The sequence below is a fragment of the Xanthomonas maliensis genome (genome assembly GCF_009192945.1).
Classification (GTDB): domain Bacteria; phylum Pseudomonadota; class Gammaproteobacteria; order Xanthomonadales; family Xanthomonadaceae; genus Xanthomonas; species Xanthomonas maliensis.
In genome coordinates, this window is the sequence record NZ_NSET01000006.1 from 170832 (window position 1) to 192042 (window position 21211).

The 21211-nt window shown below is 65.2% G+C and carries 10 protein-coding genes; all 10 read left to right on the top strand.

From position 1 onward, the window contains the following. Positions 1-301 precede the first annotated feature (301 nt). Entirely contained in the window at positions 302-2560 is a 2259-nt protein-coding gene (locus CKY51_RS02545; RefSeq protein ID WP_152248827.1) for a methyl-accepting chemotaxis protein, read from the top strand. A 757-nt stretch (positions 2561-3317) separates the two neighbouring features. Next, the gene (locus tag CKY51_RS02550; RefSeq protein ID WP_152248828.1) at positions 3318-5561 is read left to right on the top strand and encodes a methyl-accepting chemotaxis protein; all 2244 of its coding nucleotides are present in this window, start codon (positions 3318-3320) and stop codon (positions 5559-5561) included. 240 nt (positions 5562-5801) lie between these two features. Next, entirely contained in the window at positions 5802-6323 is a 522-nt protein-coding gene (locus CKY51_RS02555) for a hypothetical protein (RefSeq protein WP_022971200.1), read from the top strand. A 136-nt stretch (positions 6324-6459) separates the two neighbouring features. Continuing rightward, complete coding sequence (locus CKY51_RS02560) at positions 6460-8637, top strand: methyl-accepting chemotaxis protein (RefSeq protein ID WP_152248829.1); 2178 nt, start codon at positions 6460-6462, stop codon at positions 8635-8637. Positions 8638-8679: 42 nt separating this feature from the next. Beyond that, on the top strand, positions 8680-11388 hold the full coding sequence (locus tag CKY51_RS02565) for a methyl-accepting chemotaxis protein (RefSeq protein ID WP_244952502.1): 2709 nt from the start codon (positions 8680-8682) through the stop codon (positions 11386-11388). A gap of 417 nt (positions 11389-11805) precedes the next feature. After that, positions 11806-12567 carry a transporter gene (locus tag CKY51_RS02570; RefSeq protein ID WP_152248830.1) on the top strand — a complete coding sequence of 254 codons (762 nt, stop codon included), beginning with the start codon at positions 11806-11808 and terminating at the stop codon, positions 12565-12567. Between the two features lie 12 nt (positions 12568-12579). Next, a complete protein-coding gene (locus CKY51_RS02575; RefSeq protein ID WP_152248831.1) occupies positions 12580-14814 on the top strand; it encodes a methyl-accepting chemotaxis protein in 2235 nt (744 codons plus the stop codon). Between the two features lie 346 nt (positions 14815-15160). Then, complete coding sequence (locus CKY51_RS02580; RefSeq protein ID WP_152248832.1) at positions 15161-17425, top strand: methyl-accepting chemotaxis protein; 2265 nt, start codon at positions 15161-15163, stop codon at positions 17423-17425. Between the two features lie 272 nt (positions 17426-17697). Then, a complete protein-coding gene (locus CKY51_RS02585; protein ID WP_152248833.1) occupies positions 17698-19944 on the top strand; it encodes a methyl-accepting chemotaxis protein in 2247 nt (748 codons plus the stop codon). 671 nt (positions 19945-20615) lie between these two features. Next, positions 20616-21211 (top strand): MCP four helix bundle domain-containing protein (locus CKY51_RS02590; protein ID WP_211904851.1); only part of this gene is annotated, 596 nt, incomplete at its 3' end.

Genomic DNA, 21211 nt, shown 5'->3' on the forward strand with positions numbered 1-21211 from the left:
CATGGCAACCATCGGCGCAACGCGAGAGCCAACCGCGTGGGCGGCCTTCCCCACGCGCCGCAAGTTCCGTCTCTGCGCGAACCAGCCGATAACCGCGCCATCGCGGCCGTCCAGGCGCCTCATTGCCGCGCGCCGACGCGCGCCATTCCATCGATGAAGCAAGCCGCCAGACGGGGCGCGTGCTCCCGTATCGCGACCAACAGGCTGAACCGCGCCCCGCCGTCCATCCCCTGCGTGCTCAAGAAATCGCCAGAGCGAACGCTACCGGTGTACTTATTTTCCTCCCACTCCTACATATCTCATGAAATTTCTGCACTCACTCACAGTCGGGCCACGCCTGGCTGTGGCTTTCCTGTTGCTGATCGTTTTACTGGCCGGCTCGACCAGCCTGGCGCTGTACGAATTCCACACGGTCAAGAACCAAGTCTCGATCATCATCGAAATCAATAATCGCAAGGCCCGCCTGCTGGGGCAGATGCGTGAAAGCAACATGCTCGGCGAACGCTATCTGCGCGACTTCCTGCTCGCCACGCCCGCGCAACGGCCCGACGTCGATGCACTGCTCAAGGCCAATCGCACCCACTACGCGAGCTTGTGGGAGCAACTGAAAGGCCTCCCCGCAAACGCCGAAGGCCTGCGCGCGCGCAAGGCCATCGAAGACAGCCTCAGCATCACCCGCGCCACCAATGGTCGCTTGCTCGACCTGGCCCGCAATGGCGATGTCGAGGGCGCCAAGCGCTTGTTGAACGGCGAAGCACAACCGCTGCTGGAACGACGCTCGCATACGATCGAGGCGGCAGTCGCATTGCAGGACAAGCAGAACGCCGAAGGCGCCAACACCATCCTGGCCAGCGTGGCACTGGCCAACCGGGCGTTGATCGCCTTCGGCCTGATTTCGGCTTGCCTGGCGGCCGCCCTGGCCTGGCTGATCTCGCGTAGCCTGGTGCGGCCCCTGACCGAAGCGACGCGCGTCGCCGAGGCGATCGCACGCGGACACCTGGACAACCGCATCGGACCACAGCCGCGCGACGAGCCTGGCCAATTGCTGACCAGCATGCGTGGCATGCAGGATCAGCTGAAGGCGGTCTCGGTCGCACAGCAGGACATGGCGCGTCGCCATGATCGCGGCGAAATCAGCTTTCGGATGGATCAAGCCGCGTTTCCCGGCGAATACGGCACGATGGTGCGCGATACCAATGCCCTGGTCGGCTCGCATATCGCGGTCAAGATGCAGTTGGCGCAGATCATGTCCCGTTATGCCATCGGCGATCTGAGTCCGGACATGGACGCCTTGCCGGGCGAAAAAGCCGTGCTCAGCGACACCATGCAAACGGTCAAGCGCAACCTGTCGGCGATGAATAGCGAGATCAAGCTGCTGGTCAATGCCGCCGCCAATGGCGATTTCAGCGTGCGCGGCGATGCACAGCGTTTCCAGTATGACTTCCACGCCATGGTCGATGGCCTCAACCAGCTGATGGCGACCGCCGATGGCAATCTCGCTGCCTTGTCGACGCTGCTGCAGGCGATTGCAGCCGGCGATCTGACCAGCCGCATGGAGGGCGACTTCCACGGCGTGTTCGCACAAATGCGCGACGATGCCAACGCCACCACCGAGCAGTTGTCCGGCATCGTGGGGCGCATCCAGCACGCGACCGCATCGATCAACTCCGCTGCCAGCGAGATCGCGTCCGGCAACCAGGACCTGTCCCAACGCACCGAACAGCAGGCGGCCAGCCTGGAAGAAACGGCCGCCTCGATGGAGGAACTCACCTCCACCGTCAAGCAAAACGCCGAGCATGCACGCCAGGCCAATCAGCTGGCCATCGGCGCCGCCGCGGTCGCCGCGCAAGGTGGCCAAGTGGTTGGCCGCGTGGTCGCCACCATGGCCGGCATCGATCACGCATCACGCAAGATCGCCGACATCATCACCGTCATCGACGGCATCTCGTTCCAGACCAACATCCTGGCCTTGAATGCCGCGGTGGAAGCCGCACGCGCCGGCGATCAGGGCCGCGGCTTTGCGGTCGTCGCCTCGGAAGTACGCACATTGGCACAACGCTCGGCCACCGCTGCCAAGGAGATCAAGAGTCTGATCGACGATTCGGTCGGCAAGGTGGCCGAGGGCTCCGCCCTGGTGGACCAGGCCGGCACGACCATGGCCGAGATCGTGTCCTCGGTGCAGCGCGTCACCGACATCATGAGCGAGATCTCCGCCGCCTCGCAGGAACAATCCAGCGGCATCGAGCAGGTCAATCAGACCGTCACCCAGATGGACGAAGCCACTCAGCAGAATGCTGCATTGGTGGAAGAAGCCACCGCCGCTGCACGCGCGATGGAAGAGCAAGCCAACCAGTTGGCCGATGCGGTATCGATTTTCAAGCTACACGACACCGAGCCCTCGCCCCTCGCGGCAGACAAATCTGCACCGTCGAAACGCAGCCCCATTGCCGCAAAAAGCAGCGACAACCGCAAGAACGGCAAGCGCGTATCGCTCGCGCACCTGCCCAGCCGTTCGCTGGTAGCCGTGACAGACAACGGTGCCGGCTGGCAAGAGTTCTGACGCACGGTTTCGACCGGCGCACATCTGCAACGCCGCACGCCCCGGCCCTCGCGCCGGGGCGTTGCGTTTTGGCTGGCCAACAGACAGCAACCGCGCTGGCCAGCGTCTCCGGTGATGCGGTGCGCCTTGCACATCGTCGGCGTGCATCGCCCTCTCTGCCCCCTGCTCGCCCGGCGGCAGCAACGTCATGGGCCGTCGCGCATGACGCCGCGCTCTTTGCAGCGCAGTGTCAGCCCCCCAGGGGCGCTCGCATCCTGCGTTGAGGATCAGCATCACGGCGTTGACTATCTAGATGCGAGGCAACGGTGACCGGCGCGTGCACCGCAAAAAACAAGCGAACACAACAATTCTATTTCCAGGCCGCAAAGCTCGAATCTGAGCACACGGGGCCACGTCAGGACGATCCCGACACATCTGCAAAGAAACCTGACAGCCGAGCGGCAAAAACACTGCGGATTTTCAACTCACTTAATGCATAAAAACAATAAACGCAAGGTACAAAAAGAATTAGGTTTTTTTGCCGTGTGCATATCAAGTGAAGATCAGGCACTGCCGTTAATGCGGATGACACAAACGCATCGCTTGCAACCATCCGACCTTGAGCCCGCCGTCCATCAGCACTACCAACGGCGTCCCGTCCACGCTCGTGCCACTACCGACATCGATCGGCCATCCGGTTCCCGCAGTGACCTAGCCTGATCCGACGCAGTCGATGCCCCACCCGCCAACGTCATCCAGCCTGAAAGGCCAGCACACGATGAAAACCAAGAACCTCTCGATTTCCACCCAATTGATCATCGGCTTCGGTGCCGTGGTGCTGGTCATGCTGGCGGTCGGCGGCACCAGTCTCAACAACCAGGCCACCTTGCAGGACGCGGTCGCCATCAACGAGCACACCTTCAAGGTGATCGGAACCGGCGACGGCATGCTCACCCAGGCCTTGAACATCGAGACGGGTGCGCGTGGCTACTTGCTGTCCGGCCAGCAACAGCATCTGCAGCCGTTCGAGAATGGCAAGAAGGGCTTCGAACAGAACTTTGCCGAAGCCAAGCAGCTGACCTCGGACAACCCGGTGCAGCAGGCGCGCCTGGGCAAGCTGGATGCCGCCTACAAGCAGTTGGTAGAGGTAGAGAACGGCATCATCGCCATCCGCGAGAAGACCGATGACCGCGAGCGCATCGCCGCGGTGTTCGGCGAAGGCCGCGACCGCGCAGCGATGGGCGTGCTGCGCAGCGTGGTCGGCGATTTCAAGAACGAAGAACAGCAATTGCTCGTCAAGCGCGGCAAGGCGCTGGAGGCCGCGCGCGTCAAGAGCAAGCTGTCCATCATCATCGGCAGCCTGGTCGCCATCCTGGTCGCCGTGGGCATGGGCCTGATGATTCGCCGCCAGTTGCTCAAGCGCATGGGCCAGGCAATGAGCGTGGCCGACGCCATTGCCTCCGGCAAGCTGGACAACAGCATCGACACCCAGTCCAGCGACGAAACCGGCCGCCTGTTGGTCAGCATGGACAAGATGCAGAGCCAGTTGCAGTCGGTGCTGGCGGCACAGGCCGAGATGGCCAAGCGCCATGATGCCGGCCAGATCAGCTACCGCATGGACGGCAGCGCCTTCCCGGGCGACTACGGCCGGATGGTGCGCGACAGCAACGCGCTGGTGGCCGCCCACCTCACCGCCCAGGACACCTTGATGCGGATCATGGGGCGCTACGCGATCGGTGATTTCAGCGAGGACATGCCGCAGCTGCCGGGCGAAAAGGCCGCGCTCACCCAGACCATGGAAACCGTCAAGCAGAACCTGAGCGCGATCAACCGCGAGATCAAGCGGCTGGCCAGCGCAGCGGCCGCCGGCGATTTCAGCCAGCGTGGCGATGCCGAGCGCTTCCAGCACGACTTCCGCGCGATGGTCGAGAGCCTCAACCAGCTGATGGCCACCGCCGACGGCAACCTGGAATCGCTGTCCCAGCTGCTGCAGTCGATCGCCGCCGGCGACCTGACAGCGCGCATGCACGGCGACTTCCACGGTGTGTTCGCCCGCATGCGTGACGATGCCAACGGCACGGCCGCGCAACTGGCCGATATCGTCGGCCGCATCCAGGCGGCAGCGACCAGCATCAACTCCGCCTCCAGCGAGATCGCCGCAGGCAATCAGGATCTGTCGCAGCGCACCGAGCAGCAGGCCGCCAATCTGGAAGAGACGGCTGCCTCGATGGAGGAGCTGACCTCCACCGTCCGGCAGAACGCCGAAAGCGCGCGCCAGGCCAACCAACTCGCCGCCGGTGCCGCCACCGTGGCATCGCAAGGCGGCCAGGTGGTCGGCCAGGTGGTCGAGACCATGAGCGGCATCGAAGCCTCGTCGAAGAAGATCGCCGAGATCATCACCGTCATCGACGGCATCGCGTTCCAGACCAACATCCTGGCGCTCAATGCCGCGGTGGAAGCGGCCCGCGCCGGCGAGCAGGGCCGTGGCTTCGCCGTGGTCGCCTCGGAAGTGCGCACGCTGGCGCAGCGCTCGGCCAACGCCGCCAAGGAGATCAAGGGGTTGATCGATGAATCGGTCGGCCGCGTCACCGAAGGCTCGGCGCTGGTCGACCAGGCCGGCAAGACGATGAAGGAGATCGTCACCTCGGTCCAGCGCGTCACCGACATCATGGGCGAGATCTCCGCCGCGTCGCAGGAACAGTCGGCCGGCATCGAGCAGGTCAACCAGAGCGTGACCCAGATGGACGAGACCACCCAGCAGAACGCTGCGCTGGTCGAAGAAGCCACCGCCGCCGCACGTGCGATGGAAGAGCAAGCCGGCCAGTTGGCCGATGCGGTGGCCATCTTCAAGATCGAAGCCAGCCCCGCCCTGCCCGGCCCGGTCGCAACCCAGCGTCTGAGCAGCGTGCCGACCACGGCCACCAAGCGCAAGGCGCCTGCCGCACCGGCACGTCCGCGCGCCACCCCGCGCGTGGCAGTCGCCGCGGGTGGTGGTGGCGAGACCAACTGGCAGGAATTCTGAGTCCAGGCGTTGGTCGCTGTCCTACAACGCCCCGGTTCGCCGGGGCGTTGTCGTTGCGGGTTAGCCACACACCGCGCGCCGCTGGAACCGCGTGCGCCGTCATGCGCCGTCGTGCGCCGCGATGACCGACGCAGCAGCGAGCGCAGGCGCGCCGTCGATCGGTCCGCCATCAAGCCGGCTGCATGCAGGCCGATAGCCAGAACAGCAAGGCGCGTCGCTGGCGCCCATCCGGAGTCGCAGATGTCCATTGCTTCCACGTCCCTCGCCCACCGCCTGGCCGGCCCGCTGCTGGCCGCGCTGCTGGTCTGCACCGGCATGACCCTCGCTCCGCTGGATCGCAGCCCCGCGGCCCGGCCGACCCGCACGGTGTCCGCCTCCTCCGCGTTCCTGCCGGCGCTGGAACAGGATCTGCGCCTGCTCGAGCAGGCACAGCGCAGGCAACTGCGGCAGTCGGACGCGCTGGCGCTGCATGAGATCGACGACGAGCGCCTGGGCAGCCTGCGGCAGCGGATCGCCCGCCATGTCGGCTATCTGCAGGCAAGTCCGGCCACACCGGACCAGGCACAGCGATTGGTCCGCTTGCAGACGCGGCTTGGACAGTATCTGGCCTTGCAGCGGCAGATCGACCGTGCCCTGCACGCCGGTGATCTTGCCCAGGCAAACACCCTGTCCGCGGGTCAGGCCGGCACGGCGCAACTGGCGATCTGGCAGGAGCTGCACGGTCTGCGGCAAGCGCTGACCGCCACCGCCCAGCATGGTTGAGCTCGCAAGCATCGGCAGCGCAGCCTACGCAGAACGGCGGTGATCAGGCACGCAGATCGCCTCGACGACACTCAATATTCATAGCATGCGGTCGCTACCGGAGATATCCGGCCCATTCCCAAGGGGATCGCACGCCATGACGTTCAGGACGCAACTCGCCAACGCGTTGTCCAACGTGCCGCTGAAACGCAAGTTTCTCGCGCAAACCGCCTTGGTTGCCGCAGGCATCGTCGCCTTGGCGGTCCTCGCTGCCCGCATGCAGTACCTGGACCTCACCCAGACCCGCCGCGACAGCCTCAAAAGTCAGATCGAGATGGCAATGGCGGTGGTCGATGGCTACGCCGAACGCGCCCGCAAGGGCGAGCTGGACGAAGCCAGCGCCAAGCAAGCCGCCCTGCACACGCTTTCGACGATGCGCGCCCGTGGCGGTGTCGATTACATCTATGTCACCGATCAGCAACCGACCATGCTGATGCATCCGATCCGCCTGGATCTCAACGGCAAACCGTTGACCAACATCCTGAGCCCGGATGGCAAGCAGATCTTCCCGGCCTTCGTCCGCGCCGCGCAAGCCGGCGGCGGCTATGTCGACTACACCTGGGCCAAACCGGGCGAGAAGGATCCCGTCGCCAAGACGTCCTATGCCGGCCTTTACAAGCCCTGGGGCTGGGTGATCGGCACCGGCGTCTATCTGGACGATACGCAGTCGCAGGCGTTGATCTTCACCGGCATCATGACCCTGGCCGGCGGCGTGCTGGTCGTGCTCAACCTGCTGGTGGGCTGGCTGATCGGCACCTCGGTGCTGGATCCGGTGGCACGCGCACTGGCGGCGATCAAGGGTGTGGCACGCGGCGACCTGAGCGTGCGCACCTCGGCACAGGGCAGCGACGAGATCGCGCAGATGCTCAAGGCCACCGACGAGATGGTGCACATGCTGGAGCGGTTCTCCGCCCAGACCCAGCGAATGGTGCACATGCACGCTGGCGAAGACGTCGCCCACCGCATGCCGACCGACTTCCCGGGCGTCTATGGCGAGCTGGCCAGTGGCATCAACACGATGATCTTCGAGCATCTCGATGCCATCGTCGACGCCATCGGCATCCTCAATGCCTATGCGCGTGGCGACCTGTCGCGCGACGCGGCACGCCTGCCGGGCACACGTGCCGTCCTGCACGAGGCCATGGACGCGGCCAAGGCCAGCCTGTTGTCGATCAACACCGAGATCAAGCAGCTGGCGCAGGCAGCGGCGAATGGCGACTTCAGCCAGCGTGGTGACGCTGGCCGCTTCGAGCACGACTTCGCCCGCATGGTCAACGACCTCAACGCGATGATGGACGTCAGCGACCGCAATCTCGGCAAGCTGTCGCAGTTGCTCGAAGCATTGGCGCAAGGCGATCTGACGGCGCGAATGGAAGGCCAGTTCCATGGCGTGTTCGCGCGCATGCGCGACGATGCCAACAGCACCGCCACCCAACTGGCCGGCATCGTTGGCCGCATCCAGCATGCCGCACAGGCCATCACTGGTTCGACCAGCGAGATCGCGGCTGGCAACCAGGATCTGTCGCAGCGCACCGAGCAGCAGGCGGCCAATCTCGAGGAAACCGCGGCCTCGATGGAGGAACTGACCTCCACCGTCCGGCAGAACGCCGACAATGCCCGCCAGGCCAATCAACTGGCGATCGGCGCGGCCGGTGTCGCCTCGCAAGGCGGCGCGGTGGTCGGCCAGGTGGTCGATACCATGTCCGGCATCGAAACCGCCTCCAGGAAGATCGCCGAGATCATCACCGTCATCGACGGCATCGCCTTCCAGACCAATATCCTGGCCTTGAATGCCGCGGTGGAAGCGGCGCGTGCCGGCGAACAAGGCCGCGGTTTTGCCGTGGTCGCCTCGGAGGTGCGCACGCTGGCGCAACGCTCGGCCACCGCTGCCAAGGAGATCAAGGGGCTGATCGACGACTCGGTCGGCAAGGTCGCGCAAGGCTCGGCACTGGTGCACCAGGCCGGCACCACCATGGCCGAGATCGTAGCCAGCGTGCAGCGCGTCACCGACATCATGGGCGAGATCTCCGCCGCCTCGCAGGAACAGTCTGCCGGCATCGAGCAGGTCAACCGCACCATCACCCAGATGGACGAAACCACGCAACAGAACGCGGCCCTGGTCGAACAAGCCACTGCCGCGGCCAATGCCATGCAGCAACAGGCCCAGCAGCTCGAAGACGCGGTGTCGTCGTTCCGACTCGCGGTGGCTGCGTCGGCGATACCGGGACGCGCCGCAGCCACACCGCGCCGCAAGGCCGCATCCGCCCTTAGCTGATCCTCCCCTCCACCCCTGTTCCATCGCTGCAGGTCTGCCCGCATGATCGACGTCTCCGCACCCTCGCGCTTCCGCAACAGCCTGGCGTTCCGATTGATGCTCGGCACTGCGGTGGCGGCCTTGCTGTGCTTCGGCGTCACCGCGGCCATCACCTATTGGCAAAGCAGCCGCGCCTTGATCGGCGCGGCACAGATCACCATGCGCAATGCGGCGCATGCGCAGGCCGAACAGATCGCCAGCGAACTGGACCAGGCGCTGACCACTGGGCAGGCGGTCGCCACCACGCTGTTGGTCCAGCGCGGCAACCGCAGCCTCGATCGTCAGACCGCCGCGGCGCTCGTGCACGATCAGTTGCAAAACCATCCGGAGTGGGTGGGCATGGGCACGCTGTGGGAGCCGCAGGCATTCGATGGCCAGGACACCGCCTATCGCGGTAGCGCCGGTCACGATGGCAGCGGACGCTTCATGGCGTATTGGGGCCGCGATGGCCAACGCCTGGTGCGCGAGCCGCTCACCGACTACGAGACACCCGGATCGGGCGACTGGAATCTCAAGCCGCGTGCGCTGGGCCGGCAAACCGTTGCCGAGCCTTATGACTACCAGATCGGCGGCAAGACCGTGCTGATGACCACGCTGTCCACGCCGATCCAGCAGGACGGCCGCTACCTCGGCGTGGTCACCGTCGACATCGCCCTGGCCGCCTTGCAGGCCCGCCTCGGCAGCCTGCGGCCGATGGAGGTGGGATCGGTCGAGCTGCTGTCGCCCAATGGCATCGTGCTCGCCTCGCGCGACAGCACGCGGATCGGCAAGCGCGCCGACGATGCCCGCCATCGCGCCGCGATGGCGGCGATCGGCGCCGGCAAGGATGCGATCCAGTTCGATCCCGACGCTGCCGGCAATGTGAGTGCCTATGTGCCGCTGCGGATCGGCAAGGCGCAGGAACGCTTCGCGCTCGGCGTGCTGGTGCCGCACGCTGCCATCATGCAGCAGGCGCATCATCTGTTGTGGACCATCCTGCTGGTCGGCTTGGGCTCGGCGGTGGCGCTGAGCACTGCCCTGTTCGTCTTGCTGCGACGCCAGGTCGTGCGCCCGCTCGACGCGGCGGCGCGGGTGGCCACGGCCATCGCCTCGGGCACGCTCGACAACCAGATCGTCGTCCGCCGCCGCGACGAGGTCGGGCATTTGATGGGCGCAATGCAACGCATGCAGCAGGATCTGCGTGCGCGCATCGAACGCGATGCCGCCATCGCCAACGAGAACCTGCGCATCCGCACCGCGCTCGAGCATTCGGACATGGAGCTGCTGCTGGCCGACGAACAGGACAACGCCGTGTTCATGACCCGCGCCCTGCACACCGCGTTCAAGCAAGGCGAGCCGGCGTTCCATGCCAAGGGACAAGCGGGCTTCAGCGCCGACGCCGTGGTCGGCCAGCCGTTGGAGTATGTCTTCGGCCGCGACGCCGAGGGCAGCAATCGGCTGCAGCGTCTGCGTGCCCTGCAGAGCACCGAGGTGGAACGCTACAGTTTCGGTCCGGTGACCTTGGACTTGACCACGATGCCGTTGTACGGCAACGACGGTCAACGCAGCGGCAGCATGCTGCAATGGCGCAACGTCACTGCCGAGGTGGGCGTGCAACGCGAAGTGGCCGCGCTGGTGCAATCTGCCGTGCTCGGCGACTTTTCCCAGCGTCTTTCCCTGCAGGACAAGCGCGGTTTCTATCTGGACTTCGGCCGCCAGCTCAACGAGCTGCTGGATACCACCTCGCAAGGCCTGGAGCGCATTTCCGCATTGCTGAGCGCCTTGGCACGAGGCGACCTGACGACCCGGATGGACGGCACGTTCCAGGGCGTGTTTGCGCGCATGCGCGAAGATGCCAATGCCACGGTCGACCAGCTGACCGGGATCGTCACCGGCATCCACTCTTCTGCCAGCGCGATCAACGCCGCGGCCGGCGAGATCGCGGCTGGCAACCAGGATCTGTCCCAGCGTACCGAGCAGCAGGCGGCCAATCTCGAGGAAACCGCGGCCTCGATGGAGGAACTCACCTCCACCGTCCGGCAGAACGCCGACAATGCCCGCCAGGCCAATCAACTGGCGATCGGCGCGGCCGGTGTCGCCTCGCAAGGCGGCGCGGTGGTCGGCCAGGTGGTCGACACCATGTCCGGGATCGAAACCGCGTCCAGGAAGATCGCCGAGATCATCACCGTCATCGATGGCATCGCTTTCCAGACCAACATCCTGGCGCTCAATGCCGCGGTGGAAGCGGCGCGTGCCGGCGAACAAGGTCGCGGTTTTGCCGTGGTCGCCTCGGAAGTGCGCACGCTGGCGCAGCGCTCGGCCACCGCTGCCAAGGAGATCAAGGGGCTGATCGACGACTCGGTCGGCAAGGTCGCGCAAGGCTCGGCACTGGTGCACCAGGCCGGCACCACCATGGCCGAGATCGTGGCCAGCGTACAGCGTGTCACCGACATCATGGGCGAGATCTCCGCTGCCTCGCAGGAACAGTCCTCCGGCATCGAGCAGGTCAACCGCACCATCACCCAGATGGACGAAGCCACCCAGCAGAATGCGGCGCTGGTCGAGGAAGCCACTGCCGCGGCACGCGCGATGGAAGAACAGGCGCAGCAATTGAGCACCGCGGTGGCGGTCTTCAACCTGGGCAAGGCCACAGCACCGATGCGGTCTGCCGCCGCTCCACTGCCCGGCACGCGCGCGCAGCCAGCGCTCACGCGTCCTGCAACCACACGTTGACCTCGGTCGGCGGCGTGCCTCGCCCACGCGCTTCCTTGCGCCGGCAACGATCGTCATTGCCGGCACATCGACCGGGTGGATGCCTCGTCCAGCTCCGTCTCGCAGCCCTCATCAACCGAGCGCAAGCATAACTATCGCCCCGCATTGCATGCGCGGGGCGCCAGCTCACGCATTCAGTACAACCGAGCACAAGCGCAGACCAGCGTTCTCAGCGCATATCTTCATCAACGCAACGCTTGGCGCACGCGTACGCTGGCTCTCCACTGGTCGTTGTCCTTAAAGATTTAACTGGCGTTGCCGTTAGCATGGATGACATCGGCTGACTGCATTGCGCAGCAGCCGTTTACGCATGCATGCGCTCTTGCAGACGTTGCAGGTCGTGGCATGCATCGCCTATTCGCGCGGTACGGAGACGCCATGAAATCGACCGTTCTTTTCAGCTGCCTTGCGCTGCTGGGCGCCATCGGAGAGGCCAGCGCCGAAGAGCCGATCGCCACCGATCGTCCGGATTTCGTCGAATCCAGCAAGACGGTCGGCAACCATCGGCTGCAGGTGGAAACCAGCGCCGCATGGGAACGCGATGCATCGATCAACAGTTACTCCGCTCCCACGCTATTCCGCTATGGACTTGGGCAGACCTGGGAATTGCGACTGGAAACCGATGGTTGGCAACATATCGACATCCCGGGACCACGCGATACCAGCGGCATGTCCGATGTCTCGCTGGGCGTCAAGCATCATCTCGCCAGCTCCGACGATGGCAAGACCTCGCTGGCCTGGCTATTGCACGTCGACCTACCCACCGGCGCCAAGGCGCTGCGGGGCGACGGCGCCCGCCCCTCGTTCCGGATGGTGGCCGAATGGGAGCTCAGCGACAGCATTTCCGCTGGTGTGATGCCAGGCGTTGCCTGGGACAAGGACGACGAGGGGCGACGCTATGTCGCCGGCATCTTCGGCGCAGTGCTGGGCAAGTCCTGGAACGACAAGCTGCGTTCGTTCGTCGAGGTGGCGCTGCCGCAGATCGCCGCGAGCGACCATGGTGGAACCGAGGCGCTATTCGACGTCGGCTCGGCCTGGCTGCTCAGCAACGATGTGCAACTCGATGCAATTTACAGCTACGGCCTCAATGACACTTCGCCCGACCACGCCGTCGGCGTCGGCCTGTCTATCCGCTTCTAACTGGACCGCATCATGAAGATCATGCATATGCTGGGCGTGTTGGTGCTGGTCGCCGCGTTGGCCTTGCTCGCGCTGGGCGGCGTCGGCTACAACGGCCAGCGCGGCTTGCTCGATGCGATCGCCGTGCAGGTGGTCTCGTCCGACGCGCTGCGCAACCATATGCAGGCCGACATGATGCACGATGCCTTGCGCGGCGATGTCACTGCCGCGCTGCTTGCCGCATCCAGACAGGATAACGACGGCATCGCCGCTGCAGCGGCATCCCTCAAGGAGCATGCCGACACGTTTCGCGAGGCGGTGGCCGCCAACCGCAAGCTGCCGCTCGCTCCGGAGCTGCGCCAGGAGCTGGAAGCGGTCGCTCCCGCGCTGCAGGCCTATATCGCAGCGGCGCAACAGGTGATCAGCCTGGCGCAGACGCATGCCGACACCGGCGCTGCCTATACGCAATTCAACGAGAAATTCAGCCAGCTCGAAACCCGCATGGGCAGCATCAGCGATCGCATCCTGGCGGTGAATGACAGCAACCGTCGCCAGGCGGAGCAGTACAGCCAGCGCGTCATGTGGCAGCAAGGCAGCGCGGTGGTGCTGGCGTTCGTGTGCCTGGCAGTGGCGGCCGGATGGATCCTGCGCTCGGTGTTCGGCTTGCTCGGCGGCGAACCCCAGGTCGCCATGGCGGCAGCGCAACACATCGCCGAAGGTCGTCTGGACCAACCGATTCCGGTCGCGGCCAAGCATGGGCGCAGCCTGATGGCCGCGTTGGCACGCATGCAACGCGATCTGCGCGAACGCCTGGAGCGCGAGCGCAGCATTGCCGCCGAAAACCTGCGCATCCGCACCGCGCTCGACAATGCGTCCACCGGCATGTACATCGCCGATCCGGATCTGACCATCATCTACACCAACGCCGCGTTGCAGACCTTGCTGCAGACTCACGCGGACGACATCCATGCCTGCGCGCCGGCATTCGAGCGTTCCACGCCGTTGATCGGCCAGCCGGTGTCGCTGCTGGAAGTCGGCAATGCGCAGGACGCGGAAATCTATCAGCGCCTGGATCGGCAAGGTTCGGCGCAGCGCGAAGTGCACTACCGCAATGCCTGCATCACCCAGGAAGTGTCGGCCATCCGCGATGCCGCAGGCGCGCATCTGGGCTTCGTCTGCGAATGGCGCGACCGCACCAATGAAGCCAATGTCGAGCGCGAGGTCGCGGAAGTGGTGCGCGGCGCCGCCGCCGGCGATCTGTCGGGCCGGATCGACGACCGCGGCAAGCACGGGTTCTTCCTGCTGCTGGCGCAACAGCTCAACGCCCTGCTCGACACCAATGCCGCCAGCGTCGCCGAGGTCTCGCGCCTGCTGTCTGCGCTGGCCGACGGCGACCTGAGCGCGCGCATGCAGGGACAGTTCGCCGGCGTGTTCGCCCGCATGCAGCAAGATGCCAACCGCACGGCGGTGCAGCTGGCCAAGGTGATCGGCGATATCCAGCAGGCCGCTTCCAGCATCCACTTGGCTGCCGGCGAGATCGCGGCCGGAAATCAGGATCTGTCGCAGCGTACCGAGCAGCAGGCCGCCAGTCTCGAAGAGACCGCCGCTTCGATGGAAGAACTGACCTCCACCGTCCGGCAGAACGCCGAGGGCGCGCGTCAGGCCAACCAGTTGGCGATCGGCGCGGCCGGTGTCGCCTCGCAGGGCGGCGCGGTGGTCGGCCAGGTGGTCGACACCATGTCCGGCATCGAAACCGCCTCCAGGAAGATCGCCGAGATCATCACCGTCATCGATGGCATCGCCTTCCAGACCAATATCCTGGCCTTGAATGCCGCGGTGGAAGCGGCGCGTGCCGGCGAACAGGGCCGTGGCTTCGCCGTGGTCGCCTCGGAAGTGCGCACGCTGGCGCAACGCTCGGCCACCGCTGCCAAGGAGATCAAGGGGCTGATCGACGACTCGGTCGGCAAGGTCGCGCAAGGCTCGGCGCTGGTGCACCAGGCCGGCACCACCATGGCCGAGATCGTGGCCAGCGTGCAGCGCGTCACCGACATCATGGGCGAGATCTCCGCCGCCTCGCAGGAACAGTCTGCCGGCATCGAGCAGGTCAACCGCACCATCGCGCAGATGGACGAAGGGACCCAGCAAAATGCCGCCCTGGTCGAAGAAGCCACCGCTGCTGCACGGGCGATGGAAGACCAGGCGCGCCACCTCACGGCCGCCGTCTCGACCTTTCGGCTGAACCAGGTGCCTGCTCCTGTTGCCGCTTGAGTCCGCTATCTCCGCACCGCAACGGCTGTCGTTGCGCGGCAGCATTGCCAAGCACGCCCGATCGATTACGTGACCGCTGCCTCGCACCGATGACTGCGTCAGCTCCGCTGATCGGTTGCCGGTCAAGAATGCCCACCCATTGCCGTTAGTGAGGAAGCGTCGCTGTGCAGTGTCCAGCGATGCAGCAGCACTGTCGCCCTGCATGGACCGATCGATGACCGGCGTCCATGTCGCCGCCACTCCCCTCCCCACGACGGCGGACGGCAGCGACGACGAGCACGCGTACGGCGTTACACGCCATGCGCCGCCCAGCATCACCGTATGCGCCACGCCCCTGGAGCAAGACATGAAAAAGTTCAACGATTGGCCCATCCGCCGCAAACTGATGTTCGCGTTTTGCCTGAGCGCCGTGCTGACGGCCCTGCTGGGTGGCTTGGGCTATGTCCGCATGAAGCAGATGCAGCAGGACACCACCCTGATCAACGAAGACATGGTGCCGGTGCTGAGTCGCCTGTCCGAACTGCGCGGCTTTGCCGGCGAGTTCCGCGTCTATGAAGTCGGTCAATTCGTCAATCTCGACGACCCCAAGCGCTACGACTACTTCTTCCAGCGCATGGACGAGATCCAGGGCAAATACCGGCAGACGCAGCAGGCGCTGGAAGCCAAGCTGGGCACCGATTCGCCGCTGCGTGCCGAGTACGCCAAGCTGGTCGATGCCAGCAAGCGCTACTTCGCCGCGAACGTCGAGCTGCGCAAGCTGTACCCGTTGCCCGATCGCAGCAAGGCGATGGAGTTCTCGCGCAAGCAATCGGGCGAAATCCGCAAGGAGCTGTTCGCCTCGGTCGACAAGCTCTACGCGCAGCAGTCCAAGGCGCTGAACGACATGGTGGCCGCCAGTGCCGGCTCGTTCAAGCTGACCAGCCTGGTGCTGTTGCTGGGCACGATGCTGATGGCGGCGTTGTCGATCACCTTCGGCTGGTTGATCGCGCGCGGTATCACCACGCCGCTGTCGCGGGCACTGGGCGCGATCCAGGCGGTGTCGCGTGGCGACCTGAGCGTGCAGATCGGCACCACCAGCAAGGACGAGATCGGCCAGATGCTGACCGCCACCGGCGGCATGACGCAGATGCTGCGCCGCTTCTCCGACGAAACCGCTCGCATGTCGCACCTGCATGCGGCCGAGGACATCACCCATCGCATGCCGGAAGATTTCCCCGGCGTGTACGGCAACCTCGCCATCGGCATCAACACGATGATCTTCGAGCATCTCGATGCCATCGTCGATGCGGTGCGCATCCTCAATCAATACGCACAGGGCGACCTGAGCGAAGATGCGCGTCGCCTGCCGGCCAGCCGCGCGGTGCTGCACGAAGCCATGGACGCCGCCAAGGCCAGCCTGCTGTCGATCAACACCGAGATCAAGCAGTTGGCGCAGGCGGCTGCCTCTGGCGACTTCAGTGCGCGCGGCGATGCGCAGCGCTTCAAGTACGACTTCGCGGTGATGGTGGCCGATCTGAACTCGATGATGGAAGTCAGCGACCGCAATCTCGGCAAGCTGTCGCAGTTGCTGGGCGCAGTGGCCGAGGGCGACCTCACCGCGCGCATGGACGGCGAATTCCACGGCGTGTTCGCCCGCCTGCGCGACGATGCCAATACCACCGTGCAGCAGTTGACCGACATCGTCGGGCGCATCAAGCATTCCACGCTGGCGATCAACACCGCTGCCGGGGAAATCGCCGCGGGCAACCAGGATCTGTCGCAGCGTACCGAGCAGCAGGCCGCCAATCTGGAAGAAACCGCCGCCTCGATGGAGGAACTGACCTCCACTGTCAAGCAGAACGCCGATCATGCGCGCCAGGCCAATCAGCTGGCGATCGGTGCAGCGGGCGTGGCCTCGCATGGTGGCGAAGTGGTCGGTCAGGTGGTCACCACCATGTCCGGCATCGAAACCTCGTCCAAGAAGATCGCCGAAATCATCAGCGTCATCGATGGCATCGCGTTCCAGACCAATATCCTGGCCTTGAATGCCGCGGTGGAAGCCGCGCGTGCCGGCGAGCAGGGTCGCGGCTTCGCGGTGGTCGCCTCCGAAGTGCGGACGCTGGCGCAGCGCTCGGCCAATGCCGCCAAGGAGATCAAGAGCCTGATCGACGATTCCGTCGGCAAGGTCGCCGAAGGCTCGGCGCTGGTGCAGCAGGCCGGTACCACCATGGCCGAGATCGTGTCCTCGGTGCAGCGCGTCACCGACATCATGAGCGAGATTTCTGCCGCCTCGCAGGAACAGTCCTCGGGGATCGAGCAGGTCAATCTGACCGTCACCCAGATGGACGAAGCCACCCAGCAGAATGCCGCCCTGGTCGAAGAAGCCACCGCCGCGGCGCGTTCGATGGAAGATCAGGCGCAGCAGCTCAGTGAAGCGGTCGCGCTGTTCCGTCTGAGCGAGACAGGGGACACCGTGGCGGCACGCGCTCCGTCGCGTGCGCAGGTGGCGAGCATCGTCGCGACCGCACCGGCATCGGCCATCGTCAAGGCAACGCCTCGCCGGGTGACCGCCAAGCCGATGACACAGGGCGCCAACGCGCTGGCCAGCGAGGCGGACTGGGCGGAGTTCTGATCGACCGCGACGCTCCGCCCGGCGGGACCTCACTTGAGAACCGCGCTACTTGGGTAGCGCGGTTTTTTGTTTTCCGATCCCGCAACTAGCCGAACACAAGCGCACAAGCGAACGCATCAATTTGTTGATTTTTGTCACCGTATGCCCTTTCTGACAAAAGGTATTCAGAGAAATACGTGAAGGGCCGCTAACTAAAAAAGTCGCAGGGAGCACGTCCCGGTTCTTGTGCGACGCATGACCTCATCCACCTTGGCCCCGAGACAGGACCCGCCATGAACGCATTCCTACAACGCTACAACGTCGGCCCGCGGCTCGCCGCCGCGTTCGCCATTTTGATCCTGCTGTCGGCCGCGATTGCCTTGATCGGCTACCGCGGTCTCACCTCCGCTCGCAGCCTGGTGGATGCCTTGGTCAGCCAGAACATGACCAAGATCCGCCTGTCCAACGACATGATCAATGCGAATTACGTGATTGCGGCGGAAGTCCGCAATCTGGTGCTCCCGACCAGCGATGAGGAGAACCGCAAGTTTGCCGAGAACATCCAGGCTGCACGTGCCGATTACACCAAGGCCCGCGATGCGCTCTACGCGATGCCCGCGTCGCCGGCCGGAGCAGAGATCCGAGCCGAGATCGACCGCCGCCGCGCGGTGGTGAAAGGACTTAACGACAAGGTGATCGAACTTGCGAAGTCCGGCGATCGCGACACCGCCCTGCCATTGCTACTGAAGGAAGCGGCACCTGCCATGCAGCAATGGCAGGACAAGATCGCCGAGAACATCACCTTGCAGGACAAGCTGGCCGAGGAAGCCTCAGCGGCGGCGCTGAAGTCGATGGATACCTCACGCAAGCTGCTGATCACCGGTACCGCCTTGGTGCTGCTGCTGAGCGGTGCGCTCGGCGTGCTGATCACCCGCAGCCTGACCCTGCCGCTGGGCCGCGCCACCCGCGCCGCCGAAGCGATCGCCGGCGGCAAGCTGGACAACGACGTCGACACCCAGGCCACCGACGAAAGCGGCCGCTTGCTCACCGCGATGCGCAAGATGCAGGAGCAGTTGCGCAGCCTGATCGCCGCCCAGCTCGACATGGCCAAGCGCCATGACGAAGGCCAGATCAGCTACCGCATGAACGCCGAGGCCTTCCCGGGCGACTTCGGTCGCCTGGCGCACGAAACCAATACGCTGGTCGCCGCGCATATCGGCATCAAGATGCAGACCCTGCGCCTGATCGAACGCTATGCGATCGGCGACCTGAGTCAGGACATGGAGCGCCTGCCTGGCGAGAAGGCCGCGATCACCGAGGCGATGGATCAGGTCAAACGCAATCTGTCGACGATGAATTCGGAGATCAAGCAGCTGGTACAGTCGGCCGCCAAGGGCGATTTCAGCGCCCGCGGCGATGCCGAGCAGTTCCAGTTCGACTTCCGCGTGATGGTCGAGAGCCTGAACCAGCTGATGTCCACCGCCGATGGCAACCTGCAGGCGCTGTCGACGCTGTTGCAATCCATCGCCGCCGGCGACCTCACTGCCCGCATGCATGGCGAGTTCAATGGCGTGTTCGCGCAGATGCGCGACGACGCCAACGCCACCGCGAGCCAGCTGGCGCAGATCGTCGGTCATATCAAGCAATCGGCAATCTCCATCAAGGGCGCCGCCAGCGAGATCGCGGCCGGTAACCAGGACCTGTCGCAGCGTACCGAGCAGCAGGCCGCCAACCTGGAGGAAACCGCTGCCTCGATGGAAGAACTCACCTCCACCGTCAAGCAAAATGCCGAAGGTGCCCGCCAGGCCAACCAACTGGCCATCGGCGCAGCCTCCGTCGCGGCACAGGGCGGCGAGGTGGTCGGCCAGGTGGTCGAGACCATGGCCGGCATCGAAGCGTCGTCGAAGAAGATCGCCGACATCATCAGCGTCATCGACGGCATCGCCTTCCAGACCAATATCCTGGCCTTGAACGCTGCGGTGGAAGCCGCGCGTGCCGGCGAACAAGGTCGCGGCTTCGCCGTGGTCGCCTCGGAAGTCCGCACCTTGGCCCAACGTTCCTCGGGCGCAGCCAAGGAGATCAAGGATCTGATCGCCGACTCGGTGGAGCGGGTGACCGCCGGTTCGGTGCTGGTCAACAGCGCCGGCAAGACCATGGGCGAAGTGGTGGCCAGCGTGCAGCGGGTCACCGACATCATGGGCGAGATCTCCGCCGCGTCGCAGGAGCAATCTGCCGGTATCGAGCAGGTCAACCAGACCGTCACCCAGATGGACGAGACCACCCAGCAGAACGCCGCGCTGGTGGAAGAAGCCACCGCCGCGGCGCGCGCCCTGGAAGACCAGGCCACCCAGCTGACCGAAGCGGTGGCGGTGTTCAAGACCGACAACAACGCCAGCACCAGCGTGCGTGCGGCACCGGCGCCCAAGGTCACCGCCCCGGTGCGCGCCAAGCTGGCTGCGGTTGGCCGTAGCGCCAGCGCCGCCGCCAAGCCACGTGCGGTCGCATCGGCCGGCAGCGACACCAGCTGGGAAGAGTTCTGATCCAGCAGGAGGGCATCGGTGGGCGCTGCCCACCGATGCCTGCAGTACTGGTGCTGCGGTGCCGTAACGTCGGCCTCGCCAACCAGTAGAACCGGCCCACGCGCCAATTGCTGCGCCCCTTCCGGGCCGCGGCGCGTCGACCGACACCAGCGTCAGGCATCGCCCGCCGGGCGATGGCCTCGGCTGATGACGACCACCGCCTGATCAGGCGACGGCTGTTCGGAACACCCTGCCTAGCCGCCAGCCGACCCGCCGGGGTCTGCCGTCTATCCGGGACACCTCCAACGCGCGACGGCACGTCAGGAATTTCCCGATAACGGGATCGGGGTTCGACGCAAAGCGTGCTCCACCCCACACAAGCCCCACACCGCGTCGGCTGGAGGCGCATCTTCGACCCCGACCGTTGATTTGGCAGAGTTTTGTCGATCGAGGACGTGCGTGCGACTCCATCCGGGCCTTCTCGCCCGCTGCACATCCATGAGGCGATCCCCAACGCTTCGTGAAAAGCGGACTCAAGGAAGCCGCAAGGACGCCGTTACAGGCCGCGGAATCCAGGCGAGGCGCGCATATCCCATATGCCCAAGTGCTCGCCAGGCGTCCGCTCGCGATGTCCGGCTGCCGTCGCTTGCGCTCGACCGCCCATGTCCTCTCCTTTGCTACCAGGTGTCCCGATGATCGGATTTCTCCAGCGCTACAACGTCGGCACGCGCCTTTCCGCCGCGTTCGGCCTTCTTATTCTGTTGTCCTGCGGCCTGGTCGTCGCAGGCCTGATGACCCTGGCGCAGGCACGCGAGCGCATGGACTCGATCGTCAAGCGCAACATGAGCTTCCTCACCTACACCAGCGAAATGCGCGCTGCCAGCTCGGCCATCGCCGTCCAGCTGCGCAACATCGTGCTGCCGACCACGCAGGAGGAGAATATCGGCTTCGCCAAGATCATCCAGGAGCAGCGCCAGCGCTACGACCAGGCACACGACACGCTGTATGCGGTGCCGGCATCCGATGCCGCCGGCGCCGAGATGCGCCGGCGGATCGACGAAACGCGCGAGAAGGCCCGCATCGTCAACCAGAAGGTGCTGGATCTTGGCATGAACAACCAGGCCGACGCTGCACTCAAGGTGCTGATGCAGCAGGCCGCCCCGGCGACCCAAAACTGGCAGGACGCGATCAATGCCTATGCCGAGCGGCAGCGCACCCGCGGCGCGACCGCCTATGCGGCGGCCAACGTCGCCATGGACAAGGGCCGTTCGATGCTGATCGCCGGCGG

Coding starts and splice junctions, on each gene's coding strand:
- CKY51_RS02545 (WP_152248827.1), top strand. CDS start 302: ATGAAATTTCTGCACTCACTCACAGTCGGGCCACGCCTGGCTGTGGCT.
- CKY51_RS02550 (WP_152248828.1), top strand. CDS start 3,318: ATGAAAACCAAGAACCTCTCGATTTCCACCCAATTGATCATCGGCTTC.
- CKY51_RS02555 (WP_022971200.1), top strand. CDS start 5,802: ATGTCCATTGCTTCCACGTCCCTCGCCCACCGCCTGGCCGGCCCGCTG.
- CKY51_RS02560 (WP_152248829.1), top strand. CDS start 6,460: ATGACGTTCAGGACGCAACTCGCCAACGCGTTGTCCAACGTGCCGCTG.
- CKY51_RS02565 (WP_244952502.1), top strand. CDS start 8,680: ATGATCGACGTCTCCGCACCCTCGCGCTTCCGCAACAGCCTGGCGTTC.
- CKY51_RS02570 (WP_152248830.1), top strand. CDS start 11,806: ATGAAATCGACCGTTCTTTTCAGCTGCCTTGCGCTGCTGGGCGCCATC.
- CKY51_RS02575 (WP_152248831.1), top strand. CDS start 12,580: ATGAAGATCATGCATATGCTGGGCGTGTTGGTGCTGGTCGCCGCGTTG.
- CKY51_RS02580 (WP_152248832.1), top strand. CDS start 15,161: ATGAAAAAGTTCAACGATTGGCCCATCCGCCGCAAACTGATGTTCGCG.
- CKY51_RS02585 (WP_152248833.1), top strand. CDS start 17,698: ATGAACGCATTCCTACAACGCTACAACGTCGGCCCGCGGCTCGCCGCC.